The sequence below is a fragment of the Streptomyces sp. G45 genome (assembly GCF_049542095.1).
Taxonomy (GTDB): domain Bacteria; phylum Actinomycetota; class Actinomycetes; order Streptomycetales; family Streptomycetaceae; genus Streptomyces.
Window position 1 is genome coordinate 8,006,934 of record NZ_JBMUZU010000001.1, and the last position, 25,813, is coordinate 8,032,746.

Below are 25,813 nucleotides of genomic sequence, written 5' to 3' on the forward strand. Positions count from 1 at the left end.
GCGGCTGCCGTTTCCTGGCCCCTGGCCTTGTGCGGGTCGGGCTCCGCCCGCTTGGCGGCTGCCGCTTCGTCCCACCCACCCGCCCTTCCCTCGCGCTCCCGCGCTTGTCCTCAATCGCCGGACGGGCTTGGTGGGGTGGGTGTTTGTCTTCGGGTGGCGGGTGGGGGTCGGTTCGTCGCGCTGGCGCGCTCGTCCTCAAACGCCGGACGGGCTTGAGCGGTTGCGCTGGGGTTGGCTTGCGGGTGGCGGGTGGGGGGAGCGCGGGCCCACTCTCCGCACGCCGGTCTCTCTCCCTTCACCCCGGCCCGGACGCCCGGCACCGGCCCGGACGCCGGGCCTTGGCCCCGGTCCCGGTCCCGGCCCTGGCCCCTGCCTGCCGCTTCGCTCTGCCGCTTCGCTCTGCCGCTTCGCTCTGCCGCTTCGCTCTGCCGCTTCGCTCTGCCGCTTCGCTCTGCCGCTTCGCTCTGCCGCTTCGCTCTGCCGCTTCGCTCTGCCGCTTCGCTCTGCCGCTTCGCTCTCTGCTCTGCCTGTGAGCCCGTCCGGCAGGACACCCCGTGCCCGTCCGGCAGGACACCCCGCCTGCGTGCCCGCCCGGCAGGGCAACCGCTTGCCCGCCCGGCAGGGCAACCCACCCGCCAGCCCGTCCGGCAGGACAACCCGTAGGACACCGGGCGTAGAGCCTGGACAACGTTGTCAGGTGCGCGAGAGACTGTGGGCCGCGCTTTGCGGACGGACCTTTCACCAGGAGATCTGACACTGATGCCCACGCACCTCGTCGCCGCGCTCGACATCGGCGGCACCAAGATCGCCGGAGCTCTGGTGGACGGAGACGGCCGGATACGGCGGCGGGCGCAGCGGCCCACGCCCGCGCGGGAGGACGGCGAGACCGTGATGCGGGCGGTGGCCGAGGTCATCGGCGAGCTGGTGGGCGACGGGTCCTGGGGCGAGGTCCGGGCGGTCGGCATCGGCAGCGCGGGCCCCGTGGACGCGTCGGCGGGCACGGTCAGCCCCGTCAACGTCCCCCACTGGCGCGGCTTCCCGCTGGTGGAGCGGGTGCGGGAGCTGACCGGCGGGCTGCCGGTCGAGCTGGTGGGCGACGGGGTCGCGATGACGGCCGCGGAGCACTGGCAGGGCGCCGCCCGCGGCCACGAGAACGCGCTGTGCATGGTGGTGTCCACCGGCGTCGGCGGCGGTCTGGTCCTCGGCGGCTCCCTGCACCCGGGCCCCACCGGCAACGCGGGGCACATCGGCCACATCAGCGTGGACCTCGACGGCGACCCCTGCCCCTGCGGTGCGCGCGGCTGCGTCGAGCGGATCGCGAGCGGCCCGAACATCGCCCGGCGCGCCCTGGACGAGGGCTGGCGGCCGGGCCCCGACGGCGACGCGTCGGCGGCGGCCGTGGCGCGCGCGGCCCGCGCGGGCGACCCGGTCGCGACCGCGTCCTTCGAGCGCGCGGCCCAGGCCCTCGCGGCGGGCATCGCCGCGACCGCCACGCTCGTCGAGATCGACATCGCGGTGATCGGCGGCGGCGTGGCGAAGGCGGGCGACACCCTGTTCGCCCCGCTGCGCCGCGCCCTGCGCGACTACGCGGCGCTGTCGTTCGTACGGAACCTGACGGTCGCGCCCGCGCTGATGGGGACGGACGCGGGCCTGGTGGGCGCGGCGGCGGCCGCGCTGCGGGCGTTCCCCGGCACTCCGGCGGAACGTCTCCGCCCGGCCGTGAACAGCTGAGCGGCAGGCGCCCGTTCGCGCGGGGGGGGATATGCGCCGGTACACGCCGATAGGTCGCCCCGCTTCCCGGCCGCGCCGGAACCGTGCTCACCATGTGCGGGCCCGCGCCCAGCAGCACGGCCCGGGTGACCAAGACGGGGGCGGAACAAGGGCAGGGGAGGGGCATGGAACGCACGAAGCGCGCCTGGCTCGTCGGCGGCGCGGCGGCGCTCGCACTCGGTGGCCTGGCGAGCCTGGTCGGGGGCGGGGAGGACGGCTCGACGGCCGACGAGGCGAAGCGCGGGCCCAGGCCGTCCGCGACGGAGTCCGTCGACCCCGACGGGTGGCGCGCGCAGAACGCGCGGCCTAGGGCGCGGCCGACGCCGTCCGCCAGGGGCGGTGGCGTCCCGTCGCCTGACCCCGTCCGGACGGCGCGGTTGCTGCGTGCCCTCGGGGCCGTCGAGCCGGGCCTGACGGCCGACGAGGACCGTGCCGTGCGCCGCGCCCGCGCCGTCTGCCGGGACCTCAGGGACGGCAAGCGGGCGGAGACGGTCCGGGCCAACGCGCGGACGCGGTACGAGGATGGCGCCGTGCCGCGCCTCACGGACGAGCAGGCCGGGCGGATCGTGGCCGCCGTGCGCTCGGTGCTGTGCGGACCCCAGCACACGGCACGCGGCGGGCCCCCGCCGGTCACGGACCACTGAGGGCCCACCTCATCCCCGTATCAGGGACGCGGCAGCGAAGTCGAGCTTCGGGTGGCCGACCGCCACGGGGCCGTGCGCGGGGTCACGCCGTGCGGTGCTTCACGACCTCGAACACGGACATGTAGTTGTCCTGGCCGTGCCCCGCGGTGACCGCGCGTACGGCGATCTCGTGGGCCAGGCGGGCCTGTTCGGTGGCGACGCCCTGTTCCTCGCTGGTGCGCAGGATGTGCTCCAGGGCGTTCACGTTCATCTCCAGGGTGCCGAGGTCGCCGGGGTAGGCGCCCGCGTCGAGCTGCGGGGCGTACGTCGGCAGCATCGGGCCGAGCACGGCCGGGGCGAACCAGCCGAGGGCCAGCTCGGAGAAGTCCACGGCCGTGACCCCGGCCGAGCCGACGAGGGCGGTCGCCTGGAGGTAGCCGTTCATGGTCGCGTACATCATGGCCAGCAACGCCGTGTTGTACAGCACCGCGAGGCCCGCGTCGGCACCCAGGTAGCGTGGGTCGCCCAGGGACGCGAGCAGCGCGCGGTGCTCGTCGAAGACCTCCCGCGCGCCGCTGTATAGGAACACGGCGTCGGGGCGCCCGACCAGCGGCGGCGGCACCATGATCGCGCCGTCGAGGTAGGCGGCGCCCCGCTCGGCCGCCCACGCGACGGCCGCGTGCGCCTCCTTCGGCGTACCGGAGTTGAGGTTCACCAGCGCCCGCCCCGCAAGCGCGGCACCGGCCCCCTCGCACACCTCGTACAGCGCGGCGTAGTCCTTGAGGCACAGCACCGTCACCGGGCTGGCGGCCACCGCTTCGGCGACCGTCGCCGCGCGGACGGCGCCCCGGGCGACCAAGGCGTCGGCCTTGGCGGGAGTGCGGTTCCAGACGGTGGTGGGATGGCCCTTGGCCAGCAGCGTCTCGGCGAGGACGAGGCCCATCGGCCCGAGGCCGATCACGGTGACGGGGGAGGGCGCGGGGGTCGTGGAGGCGGCTGAAACCGCCGTGTTGTCAGTGGTCATGCGGCCTAGACTGCTGTCTCACACCGATGTGAGAGTCAATGGGACGTGGTGGTCATCACATGCGCATGGGGGAGTTCTCCCGCCGGACGGGAGTCAGCCAGCGGCTGTTGCGCTACTACGAGGAGCAGGGTCTGCTCCGGCCCCGCCGACGGCCCAGCGGATACCGCGAGTACGAGGAGGCGGACCTCGCCACCGTGCGGGGGATCCGCGTCCTGCTCGCCGCCGGGCTCACCACCGCCACCATCGCCGAACTGCTGCCCTGCATGGTCGACGACGGCGACGCGCTGGCCCCGGCCTGCTCCGGCATGCTCACCGACCTCAACCGGGAGCGCGGCCGGATCGACGACGCCATCAGCGACCTGCTGGCCGCGCGCGACCGGCTGGACGCGATCATCGCCGCCGGGCCCGTCGCGGCGGGCGCCCCGGCGGGCCCCGAGGTCTGCTACGCGACGGAAGCGGCGGCCCGTTGAGCCAGCCGCCGCGGGCCGCGCGCACGGCACCCGGGCTGCCGGGTGCCCCTGAGGCGCGCCGTCGGCAGGACGTGCCCGAGGTGCGCGGACCGGTGGGCGCGCCCGACCCGCACGGCCCCGTGGAGACGCACATCACCGTGGACTGCCCCACCCACGACGTCGACCGGCTCGCCCGCTGGGCGGCGGCCGAGGGGCTCGGCTTCACGCACATCGTCCTCGCCCGCGGCACGGCCCGCTCCCAGCCCATGGTGACGCGGCGGGCCACCGGCACCGCCGCCGGTCAACTCGACGCCGCCGAACGGACCGTGGCCGCGCTCGCCCGTGCCGGGTTCCGCGCGGTACGGGTCAAGGCGGAGGCCGCGCCCTGGGCGGACGGCGTGCCGCAGGACGACGGGGCGGCCGCCGCCGACCAGGATCCCGCGCGCCACTTCGAGCACCACGTCAAGCTGCTCCTGCCCGCCGGTTACGACCGCGACGCGCTGGTGGCCCTCGCGGTCCCGCACGCCGCGCACGTCTCCTGGAACGCCCGGCGTCGGCGCGCCGACGGCCGCGAGGAGCGGTTCGTCACCCAGCGCTGCCACGGCGTGGGCCGCGCCACCGCCGAGACCCGGCTCACCGCCCTGCTCGCCGACCTGCGCGGCGCCGGGCTCGAACTCCTCGAAGTGGAGCGGGAGTTCGTCCTGTACGACAGCAACCTCGGCCTCGACGAGGGATGGCTCGCCACCGGGGCCGCACCGGAGGCCGCCCCGTGACCGCGCCCCACGCGCCGGTGCCCGACGACGCCCCCTGGACCCGCCTGTGGACCCGCCACGACGTCCCCCACGTCGAACCGGGCGCCGAGACGCGGCGGCGCCAGCAGCTGCCGCGCACGCTGCTGCCCGCCCCCGACGGCGTGGCGCAGCCCCTCGTCTTCGACCCCGCGTTCAAGCACCTCGCCAACGCCTACCGCGCGGGCGAGCCCCGCTTCGCCGACCCGCGGGCCGCGCGGGCCTGGCGCCGCGCCCGTCGCACCGCCCTCGACGTGGTGCTCGCCGCCGTCGCCTCCGGGCCCTGGGCGGACCACCTCGTGCTGCGCGGCAGCGTGCTGCTCGCCACCTGGTTCGGCGCCGCGGCCCGCGACCCGGGCGACCTCGACTTCGTCGTCGTACCCAAGGACCTGGGCGTGGACGACCCGCGCACGGCCACGCTGTTCCAGGACGTCGCGCGGGACGCCGCCGCGGCGGCCGGGGCGGGCCCGGTGCGGATCGACGCGGGCGGCGCGGTCACCGAGGACATCTGGACGTACGACCGGGTGCCGGGGCGGCGGATGCTGCTGCCGTGGACCGCGCCGGGCACGGCGGGCGGCACGGTCCAGCTCGACGTGGTCTTCAACGAGACGCTGCCCGTGCCCGCCGAGCGGACCGAGCTGCGGCCCCTCGGCGACGGCCCCGGCTGCCGCGCGCTCACCGTGACGCCCGGCCTGTCCCTCGCCTGGAAGCTGCTGTGGCTGCGCGGTGACCTCCATCCGCAGGGCAAGGACCTCTACGACGCGGTGCTGCTCGCCGAGCACGCCCCGCCCGACTACGCCACGGTGCGCGCCGCCTTCGTGCACGCGGGCGAGGACGGGCTGCGGCCTCCGGGGCCCGACTGGGTGGACGGGATGCGCGTGCGGTGGGAGTGGCAGCACTTCACCAGGGAGCACCCGTGGGTGCGGCACAGCGCGGACTTCTACGAGGCGCGGCTCGCCCACGCCCTCGGGCCGTTCCTCGCCGAGGCGGTCCGCCCCGGGGAGCCCGCCTACGCGCGCGCGGTGCGCTGGCTGCACCCGCTGATCGAGGCCGCGCGTGCGGACGGGGCGGCGGACCCGGCCCCTGGGCTCGGCCACCTCGCGGCCAGCGGCCGGGACGGGCTGCTCGCGGCCGTGGTGGTCCTGCGCGAGACGGTGGGGCGGGCGGAGCTGAGCCTGGAGGGTGCCCTGGACGCGGTGCTCGCGGGGCACGAGGCGTGGGCGTTCTGGCGCGCGGACCCGCGGCGGGGACCGCGGGCGCTGACGGAACTCCGCTGAGCCCGGGCGATCCGGCGGGGCGCCGCACGGGCGGCGCATCGCGAGGCGACGGGGGTGTGAGAGCGGCGGCGCGTCGCAAGGACGGCGAGGGTGCGAAAGTGGCGGCGAAATCGCGAGGGCGACAGGGGTGTGAAAGGGTGGAAAAGCCCCCAGAAGCCCCTGGGGTGGTTCCCGTAGTCGGTCGGGAGAGGAGCGTGCTCATGTCGTCGAGGCGACGCCGCAAGAAGAAGGCCCGCCGCAAGCACGCGGCCAACCACGGCAAGCGGCCGCAGTCCTGAAGCGCAACCGTGGGGCGGCCCCGGGCGGGGCCGCCCTTTCGCGTGAGCGGCCGCTCGCGACGAGGGGCCGCTTCGCGGCGTAATTCGCGGCATGAGGGGCGCCTCGTCCGCGGCTTGTTCCCGGTTCGTCCCCGGTTCGTCCAGGGGCGTGCGCACCTCACGTTCAGGGGCGTGCGCACCTCGCGCGGCGCCTCACACCGGCTCGCGCGGCCCCACGCTCCGTCCCGCGCGCGACCGCGCCGCCTCGTGCGGCGCCGTACCCCGCCTCGTACGGCCCGCACCCCGGCTCACGCGGCGCCGCACCCCGGCCGGTGAGGGGCCGCCCCGCTCGCGCGGGGGCGTGCCGCGTGGGAAGGGCGTGCGGGGCGGCGGGCGGCGCGGGCGCGGGCGTTCACCCGTCGTGATCCGGCCACGCGTGCACGGCCCCGCTCCGGGCGCCGCCCGCACGGGCCCCGTTCCGGCCGCGGGCTCACGGGTCCCCTTCCGGCCGTGCGAGCGCCTCCCGCACCGACGGCACCGGCGCGAGCGTCATGCGTACGCCGGTGATGCCCATCATCCGCAGCGCCATCGGGTCCGGGCACACCACCCGCAGCCTGGCGCCCCGCGTGACGACCCGGCGCCAGGCCCGCATGAGCAGGGACAGGGCGGAGCAGTCGAGGAACGTCGTGTGCGTGAGGTCGATGACGACGGTCCCGGCGCCGCCCGCGGTCACGGGGTCGAGGACGGGCGCCGCCCGCTGGCAGCCCACGAGGTCGACCTCGCCGCGCAGTTCCACCACGACCGCGTCCCCGGACGCGTACACCCGAGGCGGCAGGGCGGGAACCTCGCACGCGAATTCGCTCAGTTCGTCCTGATGCACTAATCCCCCCAGGGCGGGCCCCGGCGGAGTGCCGACCGGGGCGGATGCGTGAAGCAACCGGAACGAGGAGGTCACCGGGGGCCGGGGTGCCTGGTGGATCACGCTAGCGGGCGGGGCGCCGCCATGGAGTGCGGGAACGATTCGTAGGGGGCGGGTGTCACTCGATGGGGGGAAGTTGACCTGAGGGACTTGACACGATGTGGCTGCTTTTGACCGGGGCGCGGTCGGCGTCCCCGGCGGCTGGTTTCCGTGGCACTGTGTTGCGGGCAAGCCACTGGGGGCCAACAGAAGAGGGGGAATCGTGATCGTTTGGATCAACGGCACGCCCGGTGCGGGCAAGACCAGCGCCGCCCGGGAACTGATCGAGCTGATCCCGAACAGCACGCTCTTCGACCCTGAGGTCATCGGCGGCACCCTGCCGCACCTGCTGCCCGCCAAGCGCCTCGCCGAGGCGGGCGACTTCCAGGACGTGCCGCTCTGGCGGCGCCTGGTGATCGACACGGCGGCCGGGCTGCTCGCCGAGGTCGGCGGCGTCCTCGTGGTGCCGATGACACTGCTGCGGCAGGAGTACCGCGACGAGATCTTCGGCGGTCTGGCCGCGCGCCGGATCCCCGTCCACCACGTGCTGCTGGTCACGGAGGAAACGATCCTGCGCGAACGCGCGTCCCGGCGTGAGGTCCCCCCGGGCCCGCCCGGCGGCGCACCGGGCTTGTGCCAGGGGCGCTCGGCCGTGCCGAGCCCTACCGTGCCGAGTCCTACCGCGCCGCGCCGACCGCGTGGCTCGCCGCGGACGCCCACCACGTCGACACCAGCTTCCTGACCCCGTACGAGACGGCGGAGCGGATAGCCGACGCCGTGCGCACCGGGGTCGCCGCCGCGTGCGACATCGTGCAGACGCCGGAGCCGACCGCGGAGACGCTCGCCGCGGGCGTCCTGCTCTTCGACGAGCAGGACCGGGTCCTGCTCGTCGACCCCACGTACAAGGCGGGCTGGGAGTTCCCCGGCGGCGTCGTCGAGCGGGGCGAGGCCCCCGCGCACGCGGGCGTGCGCGAGGTCGCCGAGGAGACCGGCCTCCAGCTCACCAAGATCCCCCGGCTCCTGGTCGCCGACTGGGAGCGGCCCGCCCCACCCGGGTACGGCGGCATGCGCCTGCTCTTCGACGGAGGCGTCCTCGACAGCGCCGACGCCCGCGGCCTGCTGCTCCCGGGCCCCGAACTGCGCGCCTGGCGCTTCGTCACCGAGGAGGAGGCGGCCGGGCTGCTGCCCCCGGTGCGCTACGCACGGCTGCGGTGGGCGCTGCGCGCGCGGGAGCGGGGGCAGGCGCTGTACCTGGAGGCGGGGGAGCCGGTCGGCGACTGAACGGCCGCCGACGCGCGCCACGGGGTACGAGGCCGGGTACGCGGCTGGGTGCGCGCGACGGGGCGCGTGAACGGGGTGGCGCGCCCGGGGCGCGGCGTGCGGCCCTCCTCCTAGGGGTGTGCCCCTGACGGCCCGTCTCCTGATGAACAGCCGGGCCGCCTCCCGGTCCGCTCGGCCTCAGGTCACGCCGGGTACCGCGCGGCGGCCGTGCGCAGCGCCTTCGCCGCCTCCCGCGTCACCGCGTCCCCGTGCCCGAAGCACGCCACCTCCGTCTCCAGCGCGGCGAGCCGGTGGAAGGAGGCGACCGCCCGCTCCCGGTCCTGGTTGAAGACGCCGAGCAGCACGCCGTGCTCCGGGGTGCGTGCGACGGCGTCGCCCGTGAACAGCACGCCGTGCTCCGGCAGGTGGACGCCGATGCTGCCCGCCGTGTGCCCCGGCGCGCCCACCACGCGCGCGCCCCCGCCGAAGTCGAGGACGTCGCCGTCCGCCACCTCCCGCAGCTCGGCGGCGTACACGTGCTGCTCGGTCGGCGTCGGCGCCAGCTTCGCGGCGTGCTCGAAGATCGGCACCTCCCAGTCCTCCAGGACCGGCGCGGGCCCCGGCACCTCGCCCCGCACCATCGGCGCGTCCAGGGAGTGCGCGTACACCGTCGCGCCGGTCAGCGCGGCCACCTCACCGGCGGCGCCGCAGTGGTCGCCGTGGAAGTGCGTGAGCACCACCTGGCGTACGTCCTCCGGGCGCAGCCCGAGCCCGCGGATCGCGTCCGCGATGTGCGCACCGGAACCGGGCGTACCCGCGTCGACGAGGGCGAGGCCGTCGTCGTCCCGCCACAAGTACGCCTGGCCCACGGCGAAGCGGAGGAGGTGGAGTCGGGGCGTCAGCTCGATGATCTCTACGGGGTTCATGCGGCGACCGTAAGCGGGGCGGCGCCCCTGGCGGGCCGTCACTTCGCTGGCGGCATACGGGTTCTGCCCTCGGCAGAGGGCGCCGCGCGCCGGGGGCCGAGCCGCCCGCGGCGCCCCGTGGTGATCTGTCCGGGCGGTGTCTTCCTCCCGTACACGTCGTCCCGGGACGATCGGTGGATGTGCTCTGCAACGGTCACCAGCGTGTCCACGGACGACGTGCCGCTGGAACTGCGCTTCGAGTGGTGGGGCCAGCTGATGAAGCACGTCACCATGCCCACGGCGATGAGCAGCCCGTACGCGGAACGCTTCCACGGGCACGGGCACTCGGTGCTCACGGCCGCCGCCGAGGTGTCCGCGCTGTCCGTGTCGCCGATGTCGTCGCGGCGCCGGCGCACCCACATCCAGCGGCACGACCCGGAGGACTACTTCCTGTTCCTGGCGCACGGCAGCCCGATCCACCTGGAGCAGGGGCGGAACACCGTGCGCGTCGGGGCCGGGGACATCGGCCTGTTCGACACGTCCCACCCGCTGGCGGCGGAGTTCCTCGACGAGGGCCGGGACACCCGGGTCACCCTGATGCGGCTGCCCCGCGCCTCCGTAGGGCTGCCGTACGACCGCGTGGACCGGCTCCTGGGCGCCCCGCTCGACGCCCGCTCCCCGGCGGGGGCGCTGCTCGGCCACTACCTGTCCGGCGTGCGCGACAACGCGGCCCGCTGCGGCCCGGCGGAGCTGGAGCGGCTCGGCGCCATCGGCTTCGACCTGGCCCTCGCGTTCGTCGCGGGGCAGGCCGACACCGTATCCGGCCTCTCCGTAGAGACCCGGGAGAGCGTGCTGCTCACCAAGGTCCGCGCGTTCATCGAGCGCCATCTGGGCGACCCCGGCTTGCGCCCGGCCGCCATCGCCGAGCACCACCACATCTCCGTACGCGCCCTGCACCTGCTGTTCCGCACCCAGCCGGAGACGGTCGCCGCCCTGATCCGGCGGCGCCGCCTGGAGCGGTGCCGGGCCGACCTGCTCGACCCGCGTCTGCGCGGCCGGACGATCGGCGAGATCAGCGCGCGCTGGGGCTTTCGGACGCTCGCCGACTTCAGCCGCGCCTTCCGCGCCGCCTACGGGCTGCCGCCCAGCGAACTGCGGCGCGCCCCGCAGGGCCCGGCGGGCGCCGTGTGCGCACCTCTGCGCACGGTGCGCCCCGTGCGCTCCCTGCGCTCGATGCCAAGCGGTCGTGCGCTCGGTGCCAACGACATGACGGGGCGCGGCCCGGCACCGTGATGTCGAGCGGGCACCCGGGGGCCGCGAACAGCCCTTCCCCGAGGTGCCCGGCCGGGGGAGCCGAGGCCCGGGGCCGCGAGGGTGGTCCCGGGCTTCACGCCCGTGGCGCCTCCGGCGCCCGCGGCAGCCCCGCCCCGGCCGCCGCGGGCACGAGGACCTCGCGCGCGAAGTCCGCCGCCGAGCGCGGCGCGCGGCCGAGCACGCGCCGCACCCCGTCGCCGAGACCGGCGACGCCTTCGGCGCGGTAGTTCGCGTACAGGTCGCGCAGGCCGTCGACGACCCCGGGCGGTACGCCCCGGTCCAGGAGCCCCGCACGCCACGCCTCGTCGAGCGGCACGTCGACGTACCGGACGGGGCGGCCGAGCGCCGCGGCGAACCGGTCGGCGAGGTCGGCGAGCGTCAGGGACTCCGGGCCGCTGAGGTCGATCTCGCCGCCCACCGGCCGCTCCGCCAGGAGTTCCGCCACGGCGACCTCCGCGATGTCGCGCACGTCGACGTAGCCCCGGGCCCCGGCGGCCCCCGCGGGGTCGGCGAGCGTGCCCTGGGCGATCGCCGCCGCCGAGGGCAGGAAGTTCTCCAGGAAGCGGTCGGGCCGCAGCACCGTCAGCTCCGGGACACCGGCCGCGCGCAGCCGCGCGGTGACCTCGTCGTGGGCGCCCGTGACGGCGTCCGGCACGATCCCGGGACCGGCGAACGGCCGGGCGCCGAGCTTGACCACCCGGCGCGCCCCGGCCGCGACCGCGGCCAGCCCGACGGCGGTCTCCGCGGCCACCTGGTCCGCGGCGTAGGGGTGCGCCAGGAAGAGCCGGTCGACGCCCGCGACCGCGCGCCGCACGTCCGCGGCGACGGTGGCGTCACCCCGTACGACCTCGCCGCGGACCGCCCCAAGGGCGCGGGCGCTCGCTTCGGAGCGGACCAGGAACCGCACGTCGCTCCGGTCGCGCAGCGCCGCCGCCACATGGCGCCCGACGGCACCGTTCGGCGTGGTGACCAGGACAGTCATGGGACCCTCCACAAGCGCGAGCGCGGACACGATCAAGAACCGTGTCCGCGCCAACACCACCCGGCCGCCGGTACATTCCCCCGGCCCGGCCGGGGGAGGGGGTCAGCTCCCGGCCGCGTACCGCTGGAGGAACAGCGCCTCGGCGACCGACATGCGCTCCAGCTCCTCCGGAGACACGCTCTCGTTCACCGCGTGGATCTGCGCCTGCGGCTCGCTCAGGCCGATGAGCAGGATCTCCGACTCCGGGTACAGGGCGGCCAGCGTGTTGCACAGCGGGATCGAGCCGCCCATGCCGGAGGCCTGCATCTCCTTGCCGTCGTAGGCCTCGCTGAGGGCCGCCGCCATCGCCGCGTAGGCGGGGCTGCCGGTGTCCGCGCGGAAGGGCTGGCCCTGGCCGACCTGCTCCGTGGTGACGCGGGCGCCCCACGGCGTGTGCGCCTCCAGGTGGGCGCGCAGCAGCTTCGTCGCGGCGGCGGCGTCCACGCCCGGCGGCACCCGCAGGCTGATCAGCGCCCGCGCGCCCGCGTGCACGGACGGCGTGGCGCCCACCACCGGCGGGCAGTCGATGCCGAGCACGGTGACCGCCGGGCGCGCCCAGATGCGGTCGGCGACCGAACCGGCGCCGATCAGCTCCACGCCGTCCAGGACCTTGGCGTCCTCGCGGAAGTCCGCCTCCTCGTACTGAAGGCCCTCCCACACGCCGTCGCCGTCCAGGCCGTCGACCGTCGTCGAGCCGTCCTCGGCGCGCAGCGAGTCCAGGACCCGCACCAGCGCGGCGAGCGCGTCCGGGGCCGCCCCGCCGAACATGCCAGAGTGCAGGTTGCCCTCCAGGGTGTCGATCTGGACGCGGACCAGCGTCATGCCGCGCAGCGTCGCGGTGACCGTCGGCAGGCCGAGGCGGAAGTTGCCCGCGTCGCCGACGACGATGGTGTCGGCGCGCAGCAGGTCCGGGTGCTGCTCGGCGTACCGCTCAAGACCGCCCGTGCCCTGCTCCTCCGAGCCCTCGGCGATGAACTTCACGCTGACGGGGACCCCGCCGTTCGCCTTGAGGGCGCGCAGCGCGAGCAGGTGCATGATCACGCCGCCCTTGCAGTCCGCGCTGCCCCGGCCGTACCAGCGGCCGTCGCGCTCGGTCAGCTCGAAGGGGGGCGTCGCCCAGGCGCCCTCGTCGAGCGGCGGCTGCACGTCGTAGTGCGCGTACAGCAGCACCGTCGGGGCGCCCTCGGGGCCCGGCAGGTAGCCGTAGACCGACTGCGTGCCGTCCGGGGTGTCCAGCAGCGCCACGTCCTGGAAGCCCTCGGCGCGCAGCGCGTCCGCGACCCAGTTCGCGGCGGCCTCGCTCTCGCTCTTCGGGTACTGCTCGAAGTCCGCCACCGACTTGAAGGCCACCAGTTCGGTGAGCTCCGCCTTCGCCCGCGGCATGAGAGAGGCGACGGTCTCGGCGATCGGATGCGACGGCATGGGCACGCTCCTTGTGGGTGCGACGTTGGGCAGGGTGTGAGTGATCCTCCCACAGGAGGGTCGGCGGGGCGTGCGCCGTAGGATGCCTCGGAAGCCCAGGTGAGTAGCGCAGGGAAGTACGGTCGGCGCGGCCAAGAGCGGGAGCGGGAGCGGAAGGCCAACGTGAGCAGCGAGAACTCAGCGGACGACGCGCGGCAGGTGTGGGACGTCGTCGTGGTCGGCGCGGGCCCGGCGGGAGCCTCGGCGGCCTATGCGGCAGCCGTCGCGGGACGCAGCGTCCTGATGCTGGAGAAGGCCGACCTGCCGCGGTACAAGACGTGCGGCGGCGGCATCATCGGCCCCTCCCGCGACGCGCTGCCACCGGGCTTCGACCTGCCCCTGAAGGACCGGATCGGCGCGGTGACGTTCACCCTCGACGGCCGGTTCGGCCGCACCCGCCGCTCCCGCAAGACGCTCTTCGGCCTGATCAACCGCCCCGAGTTCGACCAGCGGCTCGTCGAGCACGCCCAGAAGGCGGGCGCCGAGCTGCGCACGGGAGTGACGGTGTCCCGCGTCGAGCAGCACGGCCCCGCGGTGCCCGACCGGCGCACGGTCGCCGTCGTCCTCCAGGACGGCGAGACGATCCTGGCCCGCGCCGTCGTCGGCGCCGACGGCAGCGCGAGCCGCATAGGGGCGCACGTCGGGGTGAAGCTCGACCAGGTGGACCTCGGCCTCGAAGCGGAGATCCCGGTGCCCGAGACCGTCGCCGAGGACTGGAAGGGCCGCGTCCTGATCGACTGGGGCCCGCTGCCGGGCAGTTACGGCTGGGTGTTCCCCAAGGGGGACACGCTGACGGTCGGCGTGATCTCCGCGCGCGGCGAGGGCGCCGCCACGAAGCGGTACCTGGAGGACTTCATCGCCCGCCTCGGCCTCGCGGGCTTCGAGCCCAGCGTCTCCTCGGGCCATCTGACGCGCTGCCGCAGCGACGACTCGCCGCTGTCGCGCGGCCGCGTCCTGGTCTGCGGGGACGCCGCGGGCCTGCTGGAGCCGTGGACCCGCGAGGGCATCTCGTTCGCGCTGCGCTCCGGGCGGCTCGCGGGCGAGTGGGCGGTCCGCATCGCCGAGGCGCACGACGCGGTGGACGCCCGCCGCCAGGCGCTGAACTACGCCTTCGCGATCAAGGCGGGCCTCGGCGTCGAGATGGCCGTCGGCCGTCGGCTGCTCACGGTCTTCGAGCGCCGCCCCGGCCTCTTCCACACGGCCCTCACGGGCTTCCGCCCGGCGTGGCACGCGTTTATGAAGATCACCCGGGGCACGACCACGCTCGGCGAGATCGTCCGCACGCACCCGGTCGCCGGGCGGGTGCTCAGCAGGCTCGACCGCTAGCCCGCCCGCCCTCGCCGCCTGCCGTCGCCGCCCGCCCCGCCGCCTGACGCGGCCCCCGGTCCCCGGGGGCCCCGTGCGGCACGCCCCCCGGCGTTCACCGCGCGTTCGCCCGTCCCCCTGAAGCGGGGCGGGCGGACGGGTTCTGTGGGGTGAATGTGTCGACTGTGATGAAAGAGAAACCCCTCCCTCGGAGCAGGAAGGTTTTTCCAACTCGCGGGGGGCATAGGCTGGTTACTCGGACGAGGGGACTCCACACGATGCCGTCGAACTCGAAGATCCTCGTTGTCGACGACCACGAGGACTACCTGTTCGCGCTGGAGAGCGCGCTCGCCCCGCTCGGGTACGAGACGACGCGGGCCACCAACGGGGACGACGCCCTCAAGGAGATACTGCGCGGCCATGTGGCGGTCGCCCTGCTCGACATGCGCATGCCCGGCGTCAGCGGCCTGGACGTGGTGCGGTACTGCCGACGCGTGGAGCAGACCCAGCAGCTGCCCGTCGTCCTGCTGACCGGCTTCGACGTGAGCCACGAGCTGTCCTCGGCAGCCCTCGGCCTCGGCGTCGCCGACATCGTCGTGAAGCCCATCGACCCCTGGATCCTGCGCACCAAGGTGCGCTACCTGTACGAGTCGTACGAGCGGACCTGCCGCATCCAGCGGGAGCTGGACGAACTGAGGGCCAGCGCCGGGGCCACGGCCCGCGTGCCCGCCCAGCCCGCACCGCGCCCGCGCCCGCGTCAGCGGTCGGTGCCGAAGGACTGAGCGCGGGGCGGGGGCCCGGCCGCGGCCCCACGTGACCGGCTGCGGCGGCCCCGCGTGACCGGCTGCTGCGGGCCCGCGTGACCGGTAGCCGCGCTCCCGCGTTACCGGTTGCCGCAGCCCCGCGTGACCGGCTGCCGCGGCGCCGTAGCCGAGGGATGGGGCCGCCGGTGCCAGGGCGCCGGGACACGACCCCGGAAGGCGCCCCTGGCCCGCAGCCCCCGCGTACTCCCAGGGGAGTACGCCTGATCGCCACGCCCGGTGGACGCCCGCCGCGCGCGCCGCCGTCTAGCGTGGCGGTATGGATGAGCAGCGCGAACGCCGTGAGGGGCGCCCGGCGGCGGGCGGGCCGCCCTGGTGGCGGCAGGGGCCGCCGTGGTGGCGGCTGCGGGAGGAGTCCTCGCGCCGCCTGCCCTGGCTGACGACCCTGCTGCTCACCTTCTTCGCCCAGGTCGGCACCCGCTTCGCCGCGCACAACCAGCCCGACCGGGAGACCCCCGACGGCCTCGCCCGCGCCCTGCTGCTCGCGGCCACACTGCCCCTGCTGCTGCGCCACCGGCACCCCGTGGCGGTGGCCTACACCACCGCCGCCGTCACCGTGGTCTACCTCGGCGCCGGATACCCGTACGGGCCGGTGCTGCTCGCCGTCGCGGTCAGCTGCTTCGCGGCAGTCGTCGCGGGGCACCGATACGCGGCGTGGGGCGCCGTCGCCCTGTGGTGGGCCGGGCAGGTCCTGGTGACCCAGGTGCTGTACCGCTGGCTGCCGCCCGGGGGCGACTCCGCGCCCTCCTGGAGCGAGGAACTGGTCATCGCCCTCTGGGTCGTGGCGACCGTCGCCGTCTCCGAACTGGCCCGCACCCGGCGCGAGCAGTGGGCCAAGGAGCGCGCCGAGCGCGAACAGGCGGCCCGGCGGCGCGCGGACGAGGAACGGCTGCGCATGGCGCGCGAGCTGCACGACATCCTCGCCCACAGCATCTCCGTCATCAACGTCCAGGCGGGCGTCGGCCTCGCCCTGCTCGACTCGGACCCCGAACAGGCCCGCACCGCCCTGACCACCATCAAGGCCGCCAGCAAGGAGGCGCTCGGCGAGGTCCGGCACGTCCTCGACACCCTGCGCCCGCCCACCGCCCGCGACCCGGCCCCGCGCGCCCCCGCCCCCGGCCTCGACCGCCTCCCCGAACTCGTCGAGCAGGCCCGTGGCGCGGGCCTGACCGTCACGGTCACCACCGAGGGCGAGCCCGCCCCGCTGCCCCCGGGCGCCGACCTCGCCGCCTTCCGCATCGTCCAGGAGGCCCTCACCAACGTCGTACGCCACTCCGGTTCCCGGCAGGCCCGGGTGCGCGTGCGCCACGCGGCCGGGCAGGTGACCCTGCGCGTCGACGACGACGGTCCCGCCACCGGCGCGGACGCGGGCGGCAGCGGCAACGGGCTCGCCGGGATGCGGGAGCGGGCCGCCGCCCTCGGTGGCACGATCGAGGCGGGCCCGCGCGCGGACGGCGGCTTCCGCGTCACGGCCGTACTGCCGACGGGGCCCGCGTCCGCCCCCGCTCCCCAGGAGGACCAGTGATCCGCGTACTGCTCGCCGACGACCAGTCGTTGGTCCGCGCCGGGTTCAGGGCGCTGCTCGACGCCCAGCGCGACATCGAGGTCGTCGGCGAGGCGGCGGACGGCGAGGAGGCCGTGCGCGGCGTGCGCGAACTGCGGCCCGACGTCGTCCTGATGGACATCCGCATGCCGCTCCTCGACGGGCTCGCCGCCACCCGCCAGATCACCGGCGAGCCGGGCCTGGACGGTGTGAAGGTCGTCATGCTCACCACGTTCGAGCTGGACGAGTACGTCTTTGAGGCGATCCGCTCCGGCGCGTCGGGCTTCCTGGTGAAGGACACCGAGCCGGACGAACTGGTGCGCGCGGTCCGTGCGGTGGTCGCCGGGGACGCCCTGCTGTCGCCCGGGGTGACGCGCCGCCTCATCGCGGAGTTCGCCGCGCGCTCGAAGGAACCGGCGGCCGCCGACGCCCTCGCCCACCTCACGGAGCGGGAGCGGGAGGTGATGGCCCTCGTCGGCATCGGCCTGTCCAACGAGGAGATCGCCCGCCGCCTGGTCGTCAGCCCGCTCACCGCCAAGACCCACGTCAGCCGCACGATGGTCAAGCTGGGCGCCCGGGACCGGGCCCAACTGGTCGTCCTGGCCTACGAGTCGGGCCTGGTCCGGCCGGGCTGGCTCGGCTGAGCCGCGCTACCGGTCCCGGGGCGCGCGGGGCACGGCCCGGTCCGGCCTGAACCGCCACAGCACCGTCACGACCCGCACCAGGAACAGCACGGCGGCGAGCGAGCAGCCGGTGTACGTCAGCACGCGCCGGGTCCCGCCGGACAGGTCGAAGGCGAGCGCGGGACCGGCGACGACCACGCCGATCACGGCCAGCGCCACGACCGTCGCACTGGCCAGCGCGTAGCCGATCTCCACCGTCATCGCGTCGCGCGCCGCCTGCGACCGCCGCCCCGTGGAACCGCTCATCCCCGTGCCTCCCGTGTGCGGTACGTCCCCCGAACTCCCCCGGGGGGAGGTGAGGTGGCCGTATGCGCCGGGGTGCCCGGCGGGCGGCACGGCCCGCGGGCACCCCGGTACACACGTCCGTGGCTCAGTCGCCCACGGTAACCCGGTCGTCGGCGTTCTGCCGCGGCGCGGACGCGGCGACGACGACGCTGCTCCGCTGGCGGCGCCGCGCGCGCAGCCCCGTCAGATTGATGAGCAGGCCGACGGCCGCGAACGCCGTGACCAGGACCAGGGCGGGCCGGAAGCTGTCCAGGACGGACTGCGGCGAGGCGCCGCTCTCGACCGAGCCGTCGCCGGAGGCGGTGATGACGGCGGTGGTGATGGCCAGGATGACCGCGCCGCCCACCTGGATCGAGGTGTTGAGCAGACCGGAGACCATGCCCTGCTCGTGGTCGGCGACGCCGTTGGTGGCCTGGATGTTCAGGGAGGGGAAGACCAGGGCGCAGGCCACGCCGATCAGGACCATCGACGGCAGGATCACCGCGGCGTACGTCGGGTCGAGGTCGATGCGCAGGAACAGCGCGTACGCCACCACGAGCAGCGCGAAGCCGGTCACGATGACGCGGGTGGTGCCGAACCGGTCGACGACACCGGCGATCTTCGTGGCGGACAGGGCCACGATCACGCCCGCGGGCAGGAAGGCGAGCGCGGTCTCCAGGGCCGACCAGCCGAGCAGGGACTGGAGGTACTGGGTGGCGATGAACTGGAAGGACACATAGCCGCCGAAGAACGTCACCGCGCCGAGCTGGGCCCGCACCTGCGCGCCGGAGCGCAGCACGCCCAGGCGGATCAGCGGGCTCGCGGTGCGCAGCTCGATGCGGACGAACACGGCGAGCAGCACGGCCACGGCCAGGAACGACAGGAGCGTGCGGGCGGAGGCCCAGCCGACCTCCGGCGCCTGGACGACGGTGAAGACGAGGAGCAGCATCGACGCCGTGCCGGTGACGGCGCCCGGCACGTCGTAGCCGCCGCGCCTGGCCTCGCGCGGGGAGCGCGGGATGAGCTTCAGCCCGGCGATCAGCGCGATCACGGCGATCGGCGCGGGCAGCAGCATCGTCAGGCGCCAGCTGACCTCGGTGAGGAGGCCGGACAGGACGAGGCCGAGGGAGAAGCCGGTGGCGGCGCAGGTGGTGTAGATGGACAGGGCGCGGTTGCGCACCGGGCCCTCGGCGAACGTCGTCGTGATGATCGACAGGCCCGCGGGCGCGGTGAACGCGGCGCTCAGGCCCTTCACGAACCGGCTGGCGATGAGCAGCGGCCCGGAGTCGACGAGCCCGCCGAACAGCGAGGTGAGCGCGAAGACGGCGAGGGCGATGAGGAAGACCTCGCGGCGCCCGAGCAGGTCGGCCGCGCGGCCGCCGAGGAGGAGCAGGCCGCCGTAGCCGAGGATGTAGCCGCTGACGACCCACTGGAGGGAGGAGGTGGACAGGTCGAGTTCGGAGCCGATGGAGGGCAGGGCGACGCCGACCATCGAGACGTCGAGCGCGTCGAGGAACATGGCCGCGCACAGGACGAGCAGCGTGCCCCACAGGCGCGGGGTCCAGCGCTCCTGGGACGCGGCGGCGGCGCCGGAGCCGGACGAGCCGTGCGGGGCGCGGGCGCCGTGGGAGTCGGAGGGACCATCGGGGCCATCGGGGAGGGGAGAGGTCATGCGGCAGAGATTACATGCACATGCATTGACTGCAAGTGCATTTAATTCCAGTGCAATGAACTGTTCGGTCTCTGCTACCGTGCGGTCATGGCGGCGACGAAGGCCGGGCCCGCGGCTGACGCCGAGCAAGGGCTCGTGAAGCAGTGGCGTGACATCCTCGCGGTGCACGCGCGCACGGTGTGCGAGCTGGACCGGGAGCTGCACCCGCACGGTCTGGGCGCGAGCGATTTCGAGGTCCTCGACGTCCTCGCCACGGGTGAGCCGTCGGACGCCGACGGCGGCTGGCGGGTGCAGGACATCGCCTGCCGGGTGCACCTCAGCCAGAGCGCGCTGTCCCGGCTCATCGGCCGCCTGGAGAAGGAGGGCCTGGTGGAGCGCGAGATGTGCCCCCAGGACCGCAGGGGCGTGCGTGTCTGCCTCACCGCGAAGGGCCGCGACCTGCACGCCGAGGTGCGGCCGGTGCAGCGCGCGGTGCTCGCGCGCACGCTGGCGGGGCCGGGCGCCTGACGCCCCGCCACCGTCAGCTCCGGGCGGCCCGCGCGGCCCGCGTCAGATCGCGGATGCCTCGCGCCACAGCGTGGCGAGCGCGGCGTCGCCGGTGATCTGGGGAACGGCAGCCGGTTCCACAGCGCCAGGTACAGGAACGACGCCTGCCCCGCGACCTCGCAGTCGGCGGGTACGGTGTCGCCCCGCTCGGTGACCGGGGGTTCGTCGGAGAGCCGCACCGTCCAGCTCGCGTCCGTGTCCGTCGCCCGCACCCGCAGCGCCCGCGGCGTCTCGGTCCGCACCCGGCTCCTGCCGCGCGCGTGAAAGCCCATCAGGAGTTCGTCGATCCCGTCGACCGCGAAGTCCGTTGCCACCGGCGCGGGCGTGCCGCCGAGCGCGGACTCGGCGTCCACCCGGTGGACCGCGGTCTCGTGCGCCTGCCGCCGGGTCCAGAACGCGAGCGGTGACGGGGCGTCCAGGAACGTCCAGCAGCGCAGGTCGGGCGGGGCGGCGGCGAGGGCGGCGACCAGGCGCGCGTGTCCCTCGCGGTACCACTCCACGAGCGCGTCGCCGTCCAGCTCCGGCGGGTCGGCGGCGGGTTGGTACGAGGGCAGCGCGTCGGCGACGAACGCGGTGGCCCAGCGGTGGACCTGGCCTATGTGGCGCAGCAGGTCACGCACGTGCCAGTCGGGGCAGGTCGGCACGGCGGCCCCGGTCCCCGCCGCCTCGGCGGCCCGGGCGAGCGCCTGCCCCTCCCGGTCGACTGTCTCCAGGTGTGCGGCAATCTCCATGCGGGGATTGTGCCGGACACGTCAGCATCTGGGTGCGGGGTGTGGTGGCCGCACGGCGGCTGGGGGATGCCGGTGGTGGCGTATGAGGTGCGCGAGCCCTGCGAGGTGCGCGAGGTGTGCGAGGTGCATGAGGCGTACGACGCGTGCGAGGTGTACGAGGGGGACACGGCGTACGAGGGGGACACGGCGTACGAGGGGGACACGGCGTACGCCACAGAGGGGCCGGGGCGGCCCGGGCGGGGCGCCGGAGGGGGCGCCGCTGTGGGGTGCGTGCCCCACGGGGCACGGCACAGCGGGTGTCAGGCCCCGGGAAGCGGGGCCCGCTCGCGGCCCGTCGCCGCCGCGATGCACGCCGCCAGCGCGGCCAGCGCCGCCACGCTGGTCAGGGCCACCGGCAGGGAGAACCAGTCCGCCATGAAGCCGATCGCGGGCGGGCCGACCAGCATGCCGCCGTAGCCGAGCGTCGACGCCGCCGCGACACCGCTCGGGCCCGCGAGGGCGCCCGCCCGCTCGATCGCCACCGGGAAGATGTTGGCGAGGCCGAGCCCGGCGACGGCGAAGCCGACGAGGGCGGCGCCCACGGACGGGGCGAGCGCGCCGAGGAGCATCCCGGCCGCCGCCAGCGAGCCGCCCCCGACCACCGTGCGCGTGCGGCCGAACCGCTCCAGGAGCGTCGTCCCGGAGAACCGCCCGACCGTCATGGCGAAGGCGAAGCAGGAGTAGCCCGCCGCCGCGACGCCGGGGTGCGCGTGCAGGTCCTCCTCCAGGTGCAGCGCGCCCCAGTCGGCCAGCGCCCCCTCTCCGTACGCCGTGCACAGGGCCACGAGTCCGAAGACGAGGACCAGGGTGCGGGTGCGGCCCGCCAGGCGCCGGGGTGCCTCCGGACGGTCGGTGTCGAGGCCCCGGTCGTCCGGAGCCGGAGCCGGTGCCTCGTGCCGCAGCAGCGCCGGGCCCGCCGCCGCCGTCACCAGGAGGCCGAGCACGGCGAGCCCCAGCAGGTGCCGGGTGGCGGACAACTGCCCGGCGACCAGGCCGCCGAGGCCCGCGCCCAGCATGCCGCCCAGGCTGAACGCCGCGTGGAAGCTGGGCATCACCGGCCGCCGCAGGGCGCGCACCAGGTCCACGGCCGCGCTGTTCATCGCGACGCTGATGCCGCCGTAGCCCGCGCCGAACAGCAGCAGCACCAGGCCGAGCGCCGGTGCCGAGTGCGTCAGCGGAGGCAGCGCGACGCTCAGCGACAGCAGCACCCCGCACCCCACGGTCACCGGATGGCTGCCGAAGCGCGTGCACAGCCGCCCGGTCAGCGTCATCGTGACCACGGCCCCCGCCGAGACCCCGAGCAGCGCGAGCCCGAGCGCGCTCGCCGACGCCCCCGTCTGCTCCTTGATGGCCGGGATGCGCACGACCCAGCCCGCGAAGACGAAGCCGTCGAGGGCGAAGAAGACGGTGAGGACGGCGCGCAGCCCGCGCAGGTCGGGGAGAGGGGCCGGGAGGAGCCGGGAAGGGTTTTGTTCAGTAGCGGCACAAAGTCAGCGTAGAGGCGGACCCGGCCGCGTACAAGACGGTTTCCGCCGTGGGTGCGGGACCGTGCGTACGGGACCGCGCCTGCGTGACCAGGCGTACGGGCCCGCGCCTGTGCGACCAGGCGTACGGGCCCGCGCCTGCGTGACCAGACGTACGGGACCGCGCCCGCGTGATCGCTCGTACGAGGCGAGACCGGCGGGGTGCGGGACGGTGGCGTGTGGGCGCGTTCCGGACAGGCGAAGGGCGGGGAACGGGCGGATGGCGGTGGAACGGCGAGGCGGCGTACGGATCATGGGAGACTCGCCCTCATGAACGGGAAGGCTGCCACCGGGGGTGAGGCGCGGGTGTCCGCACGCACGCGCCTGGAGCGGGGGCGCACGGCGCTCGGCCCCGCCCTCGAACTCGTGCACACCGGACGCGCCCCGACCCGGGCCGTGCTCACCGCCGAGCTGGGTGTCACGCGTGCCACGGCGGGCGCGGTCGCGGCCGAGCTGGAAGCGCTCGGTTTGATCCGCATCGACGCCAAGCCGAGCGCGGCGGCCGGTTCGCAGGGCCGCCCCTCGCACCGCCTCTCCGTGGCGGAGGGCGGCCCGGTGGCGCTGGCCGCGCAGGTCCACGCCGATGGCTTCCGGGCGGCGCTGGTCGGGCTCGGCGGCCGGATCGTGGCCACGGCGCCGGGCTGCGAGACCGTCGACGCCGACCCGGCGCGGGTGCTGGGCTCGGTCGTGGAGGCGGGCGCCCGGCTGCTGCGCGAGACCGGCCGCCGGTGCGTCGGCGCGGGCCTCGCGGTGCCCTCGGCGGTCGCCGAGCCGGAGGGCACGGCCCTCAACCCGCTGCACCTGGCGTGGCCCGCGGGCGCCCCGGTGCGGGACATCTTCGCGGAGCGCGTGCGCCGGGCGGGCGTCGACGGACCGGTGTTCACCGGCAACGACGTGAACCTCGCGGCGCTCGCCGAGCACCGGCACGGCGCCGGGCGCGGGGCGCGGGACCTGTTGTGCGTGGCGACCGGACACCGGGGCGTGGGCGGCGCCCTGGTGCTCGACGGCCGTCTGCACACGGGGAGTTCGGGCCTCGCCCTGGAGGTGGGGCACCTCACAGTGCGCCCGGAGGGGCGCCCCTGCCACTGCGGCAGCCGGGGCTGCCTGGACGTGGAGACGGACCCGCTCGCGCTCCTGACGGCGGCCGGGGTCGAGCCCGGCCCGGACGGGCCGCTGGACCAGGCGCGGGCGCTGCTGCGCGAGCGGTACGACGACCCGGTGGTGCGGGCGGCGGCCGAGGGGCTGACGGACCGTCTGGGCCTCGGCCTCGCGGGCCTGGTGAACATCCTGAACCCCGACCGGATCATCCTCGGCGGCCTGCACCGCGCGCTCCTGGAGGCGGACCCGGAGCGGCTGCGCGCGGTGGTGGCCGACCGGAGCCTGTGGGGCCGCAGCGGCAGCGTGCCGATCCTGGCCTGCACCTTGGACCACAACAGCCTGGTGGGGGCCGCCGAGCTGGCCTGGCAGCCGGTGCTCGACGACCCCCTGGGGGCGCTGGCCCAGTAGCCGGTCAGGCGGTCTCGACGGGCTCCGGTGCCGGGGCGGGGGCCGCGGCGGCCGGGGCCGCGCTCGCGGGGCGCCGCCTGAGGTCCGGTACGAGGGAGACGAGGCCGAGCACCGCGAGTCCGGCGCCGATCCACAGCGGGGCGCGCAGCCCGTAGGCGTCGATGGCGGGCCCGCCGACGGACGTGGCGATGATGATGCCGCCCGTGATGAACGACGAGTGGACGCTGTTGACCAGGGCCCCGGTGTTCCCGGCGCGCTGCACGCGGGTCACCATCGCCGGGTTCATGGTGACGCCGACGAGGCCGATGCCCAGCATCATCGCGACGGCCGGTACGGGCAGGTCGGCGAGGAGGGCGAAGCCGACCAGGAAGCCGAGGTTCAGCAGCAGCCCGGTGGTCAGGACCGGGAGCGTGTGCCGGTCGGCGAGGCGGCCGACGACGGTGTTGCCGATGAGCGTGGCGGCGCCGTACGCGACGAGCAGCAGCGGCACGGTGCCCGTGGCGAAGCCGGTGATCTCGGTGAGGATCGGGTTGAGGTAGCTGAAGGCGGAGAAGGTCGCGCCGATCACGCAGGTGCTGGTGATCAGGACGAGCCAGAGCCGCCCGCTCCGGAAGGCGCTCAGCTCCTGCCGGAGGTCGCCGCCGCCCTCGGCGGCCCGCACGTTCGGCACCCCGGCGAAGGTGGCCGCGGCCGCGACGACGGTCAGGACGGTGATGGCCCAGAACGCGGCGCGCCAGCCGAGGTGTTCGCCGACGACGGTGGCGAGCGGCAGGCCGAGCAGCGTGCCCAGCATCAGGCCGTTGAGCGCCACCGCGACCGCGCGGCCGCGCATCTCGGGGCGGGCGAGCCGGGTGGCCATCGAGATGCCCACGCCGAAGAACGCCTGCGACGCGGTGCCGGTGATGACGCGGGCCGCGAGCATGGTCCAGTAGTCCGGCGCGAGCGCGGCCAGCACGTTGCCGCTCAGGAAGACGGCGAACAGCACCAACAGGGCCCGCTTCTGCGGCAGTTTCAGCAGCGCCACCGTCAGGAACGGCCCGCCGAAGGCCATCGCCATCGCGAACGCGGTGATCAGGTACCCGATCTCGGGGATCGTGGCGCCCAGTCCGTCGGCCATCTGCGGCATCAGTCCGGCGACGACGAACTCGCTGGTCACCATGGCGAAGATGCCTAGGGCCAGCACGTACACGGCGCGGGGCATGGCTGCTCCTTCGAAGGGGTCAAGTATTGGATTGATCAGTACAGAATTGGGGCGCGCGAGGGCCTGGTGCGAGGGCGCGTTCAGGTGTGCGCCGCCCGTTCGCGCGCGTACGGGGTCGTTCGTGTTCCTGCGGGGCTTTCGTGCGCCTCCGGGCCGCGTTCGTGTGTCTACGGGGCGCTGGGGGCCGGAAGGCGGAGGGGTGAGGTCAGGCGCGGAGCGCGTCCAGGGCGGTCTCGGCGATGGACTCCAGGACGGCCCGGTCCGCCCCGGCCTGCGCGGACAGGCGCATGCCGCCGATGGTGGCGTTGACGAACCGGGCGAGGGTGTCGCTGTCCCGCCGGGAGCCGACCGTGCCGTCGCGCTGCCCCGCCTCGATCGCCGTGCGCAGCATGCCCAGGCGCAGGGCGAGGTCGCGCTCGATGAGCCGGGCCGCCTCGGGGTCGCGGCGCGCCAGCTCCACGACGGTGTTGACGGTGAGGCAGCCGATGCTGCGCTCGTCGTCGCTCCGGTAGGCGTACTCCGAGGCGAGGACCCGGTCGAACAGGGCGCGGATCCGCTCGATGCCGGTCCGCTCGGGGTCCTCCAGGATCTCGGCCTGGGGGGCGCTCATCGTCTCGATGTAGCGGTTCAGGGCCCGTTGGAACAGGTCGTGCTTGCTGGTGAAGGTGTTGTAGATGCTGCTGCGGCCCAGGCCGGTGGCTTCGCACAGGTCCTGGGTCGAAGTGGCCTCGTACCCCTTCTCCCAGAACGCGCGCATCGCCGCGTCCAGGGCCCGCTCCTCGTCGAACGTCCGCGGTCGGGCCATGTCGGTACCGTACCTGTTTTGGAACGTGCGATGCAATACGAGGGTCGGGGACCCGGCGCGGCTCGGC

At 75.3% G+C, this 25,813-nt stretch carries 22 protein-coding genes and 2 pseudogenes; 13 read left to right on the forward strand and 11 right to left on the reverse strand.

The annotated features are described in order from the left end of the window. The first annotated feature begins 759 nt into the window (after positions 1–759). Both ACOBQU_RS34120 and ACOBQU_RS34125 read left to right on the forward strand, forming a co-directional pair. The gene (locus ACOBQU_RS34120; protein ID WP_423632608.1) at positions 760–1,731 is read left to right on the forward strand and encodes an ROK family protein; all 972 of its coding nucleotides are present in this window, start codon (positions 760–762) and stop codon (positions 1,729–1,731) included. Between the two features lie 164 nt (positions 1,732–1,895). Further along, on the forward strand, positions 1,896–2,414 hold the full coding sequence (locus ACOBQU_RS34125; RefSeq protein ID WP_423632610.1) for a DUF732 domain-containing protein: 519 nt from the start codon (positions 1,896–1,898) through the stop codon (positions 2,412–2,414). 82 nt (positions 2,415–2,496) lie between these two features. On the opposite strand, the gene ACOBQU_RS34130 is transcribed toward ACOBQU_RS34125, so the two are convergent. Then, positions 2,497–3,417 carry an NAD(P)-dependent oxidoreductase gene (locus tag ACOBQU_RS34130; RefSeq protein WP_423632612.1) on the reverse strand — a complete coding sequence of 307 codons (921 nt, stop codon included), beginning with the start codon at positions 3,415–3,417 and terminating at the stop codon, positions 2,497–2,499. A gap of 59 nt (positions 3,418–3,476) precedes the next feature. Between ACOBQU_RS34130 and ACOBQU_RS34135 the strand changes: the two genes are divergently transcribed. Genes ACOBQU_RS34135 through ACOBQU_RS34145 form a run of 3 tightly spaced genes read left to right on the forward strand, consistent with a single transcriptional unit; the run spans position 3,477 to position 5,931 of the window. Next, on the forward strand, positions 3,477–3,887 hold the full coding sequence (locus ACOBQU_RS34135; RefSeq protein ID WP_423632614.1) for a MerR family transcriptional regulator: 411 nt from the start codon (positions 3,477–3,479) through the stop codon (positions 3,885–3,887). Next, a complete protein-coding gene (locus ACOBQU_RS34140) occupies positions 3,884–4,639 on the forward strand; it encodes a hypothetical protein (protein ID WP_423632616.1) in 756 nt (251 codons plus the stop codon). Before ACOBQU_RS34135 ends, ACOBQU_RS34140 begins: the two co-directional genes overlap by 4 nt. Further along, positions 4,636–5,931: a nucleotidyl transferase AbiEii/AbiGii toxin family protein gene (locus tag ACOBQU_RS34145; protein ID WP_423632618.1), complete on the forward strand. Its 1,296-nt coding sequence runs from the start codon at positions 4,636–4,638 to the stop codon at positions 5,929–5,931. The genes ACOBQU_RS34140 and ACOBQU_RS34145 overlap by 4 nt, the downstream gene beginning before the upstream one ends. Positions 5,932–6,678: 747 nt before the next feature. On the opposite strand, the gene ACOBQU_RS34150 is transcribed toward ACOBQU_RS34145, so the two are convergent. Next, positions 6,679–7,068 carry an STAS domain-containing protein gene (locus ACOBQU_RS34150; protein ID WP_423632620.1) on the reverse strand — a complete coding sequence of 130 codons (390 nt, stop codon included), beginning with the start codon at positions 7,066–7,068 and terminating at the stop codon, positions 6,679–6,681. 301 nt (positions 7,069–7,369) lie between these two features. Between ACOBQU_RS34150 and ACOBQU_RS34155 the strand changes: the two are divergent. Further along, positions 7,370–8,427, forward strand: a pseudogene (locus ACOBQU_RS34155) (NUDIX domain-containing protein). 182 nt (positions 8,428–8,609) lie between these two features. Here ACOBQU_RS34155 and ACOBQU_RS34160 read toward each other — a convergent pair. Further along, positions 8,610–9,332, reverse strand: coding sequence for an MBL fold metallo-hydrolase (locus ACOBQU_RS34160; protein WP_423632622.1), 723 nt, complete (start codon positions 9,330–9,332; stop codon positions 8,610–8,612). A gap of 177 nt (positions 9,333–9,509) precedes the next feature. On the opposite strand from ACOBQU_RS34160, the gene ACOBQU_RS34165 reads away from it, so the two are divergent. Beyond that, positions 9,510–10,604, forward strand: coding sequence for a helix-turn-helix domain-containing protein (locus ACOBQU_RS34165; RefSeq protein WP_423632624.1), 1,095 nt, complete (start codon positions 9,510–9,512; stop codon positions 10,602–10,604). A gap of 94 nt (positions 10,605–10,698) precedes the next feature. On the opposite strand, the gene ACOBQU_RS34170 is transcribed toward ACOBQU_RS34165, so the two are convergent. Next, complete coding sequence (locus ACOBQU_RS34170) at positions 10,699–11,607, reverse strand: NmrA family NAD(P)-binding protein (protein WP_423632626.1); 909 nt, start codon at positions 11,605–11,607, stop codon at positions 10,699–10,701. Between the two features lie 102 nt (positions 11,608–11,709). Further along, entirely contained in the window at positions 11,710–13,068 is a 1,359-nt protein-coding gene (locus ACOBQU_RS34175) for a dipeptidase (protein WP_423632628.1), read from the reverse strand. A gap of 162 nt (positions 13,069–13,230) precedes the next feature. On the opposite strand from ACOBQU_RS34175, the gene ACOBQU_RS34180 reads away from it, so the two are divergent. The 4 genes from ACOBQU_RS34180 to ACOBQU_RS34195 all read left to right on the forward strand — a co-directional run bounded on the left by ACOBQU_RS34180 (position 13,231) and on the right by ACOBQU_RS34195 (position 17,420). Beyond that, complete coding sequence (locus ACOBQU_RS34180; protein WP_423632630.1) at positions 13,231–14,433, forward strand: geranylgeranyl reductase family protein; 1,203 nt, start codon at positions 13,231–13,233, stop codon at positions 14,431–14,433. 257 nt (positions 14,434–14,690) lie between these two features. Then, positions 14,691–15,194 (forward strand): response regulator, encoded by a 504-nt coding sequence (locus ACOBQU_RS34185; protein WP_423632632.1) that lies wholly within the window; start codon positions 14,691–14,693, stop codon positions 15,192–15,194. A gap of 298 nt (positions 15,195–15,492) precedes the next feature. Beyond that, on the forward strand, positions 15,493–16,758 hold the full coding sequence (locus ACOBQU_RS34190; RefSeq protein WP_423632634.1) for a sensor histidine kinase: 1,266 nt from the start codon (positions 15,493–15,495) through the stop codon (positions 16,756–16,758). Next, the gene (locus ACOBQU_RS34195; protein WP_423632636.1) at positions 16,755–17,420 is read left to right on the forward strand and encodes a response regulator; all 666 of its coding nucleotides are present in this window, start codon (positions 16,755–16,757) and stop codon (positions 17,418–17,420) included. The genes ACOBQU_RS34190 and ACOBQU_RS34195 overlap by 4 nt, the downstream gene beginning before the upstream one ends. A gap of 6 nt (positions 17,421–17,426) precedes the next feature. On the opposite strand, the gene ACOBQU_RS34200 is transcribed toward ACOBQU_RS34195, so the two are convergent. Together ACOBQU_RS34200 and ACOBQU_RS34205 are read right to left on the reverse strand one after the other, a co-directional pair. Then, positions 17,427–17,705, reverse strand: a complete 279-nt coding sequence (locus tag ACOBQU_RS34200; protein WP_423632638.1) for a DUF6332 family protein — start codon at positions 17,703–17,705, stop codon at positions 17,427–17,429. Positions 17,706–17,829: 124 nt separating this feature from the next. Continuing rightward, positions 17,830–19,395, reverse strand: a complete 1,566-nt coding sequence (locus ACOBQU_RS34205) for an MFS transporter (RefSeq protein ID WP_423632640.1) — start codon at positions 19,393–19,395, stop codon at positions 17,830–17,832. 87 nt (positions 19,396–19,482) lie between these two features. On the opposite strand from ACOBQU_RS34205, the gene ACOBQU_RS34210 reads away from it, so the two are divergent. After that, entirely contained in the window at positions 19,483–19,902 is a 420-nt protein-coding gene (locus tag ACOBQU_RS34210) for a MarR family winged helix-turn-helix transcriptional regulator (protein ID WP_423632642.1), read from the forward strand. Between the two features lie 42 nt (positions 19,903–19,944). Here ACOBQU_RS34210 and ACOBQU_RS34215 read toward each other — a convergent pair. After that, positions 19,945–20,672: pseudogene (locus tag ACOBQU_RS34215) on the reverse strand (maleylpyruvate isomerase family mycothiol-dependent enzyme). 299 nt (positions 20,673–20,971) lie between these two features. Next, positions 20,972–22,144 carry an MFS transporter gene (locus ACOBQU_RS34220; RefSeq protein ID WP_423634899.1) on the reverse strand — a complete coding sequence of 391 codons (1,173 nt, stop codon included), beginning with the start codon at positions 22,142–22,144 and terminating at the stop codon, positions 20,972–20,974. Positions 22,145–22,504: 360 nt separating this feature from the next. Here ACOBQU_RS34220 and ACOBQU_RS34225 point away from each other — a divergent pair, with 360 nt between their 5' ends. Continuing rightward, complete coding sequence (locus ACOBQU_RS34225) at positions 22,505–23,740, forward strand: ROK family protein (protein WP_423632644.1); 1,236 nt, start codon at positions 22,505–22,507, stop codon at positions 23,738–23,740. A 4-nt stretch (positions 23,741–23,744) separates the two neighbouring features. On the opposite strand, the gene ACOBQU_RS34230 is transcribed toward ACOBQU_RS34225, so the two are convergent. Both ACOBQU_RS34230 and ACOBQU_RS34235 read right to left on the reverse strand, forming a co-directional pair. Next, positions 23,745–24,941, reverse strand: a complete 1,197-nt coding sequence (locus ACOBQU_RS34230) for an MFS transporter (RefSeq protein ID WP_423632646.1) — start codon at positions 24,939–24,941, stop codon at positions 23,745–23,747. A gap of 205 nt (positions 24,942–25,146) precedes the next feature. Continuing rightward, positions 25,147–25,746: a TetR/AcrR family transcriptional regulator gene (locus ACOBQU_RS34235; protein WP_423632648.1), complete on the reverse strand. Its 600-nt coding sequence runs from the start codon at positions 25,744–25,746 to the stop codon at positions 25,147–25,149. Between the last annotated feature and the right edge of the window lie 67 nt (positions 25,747–25,813).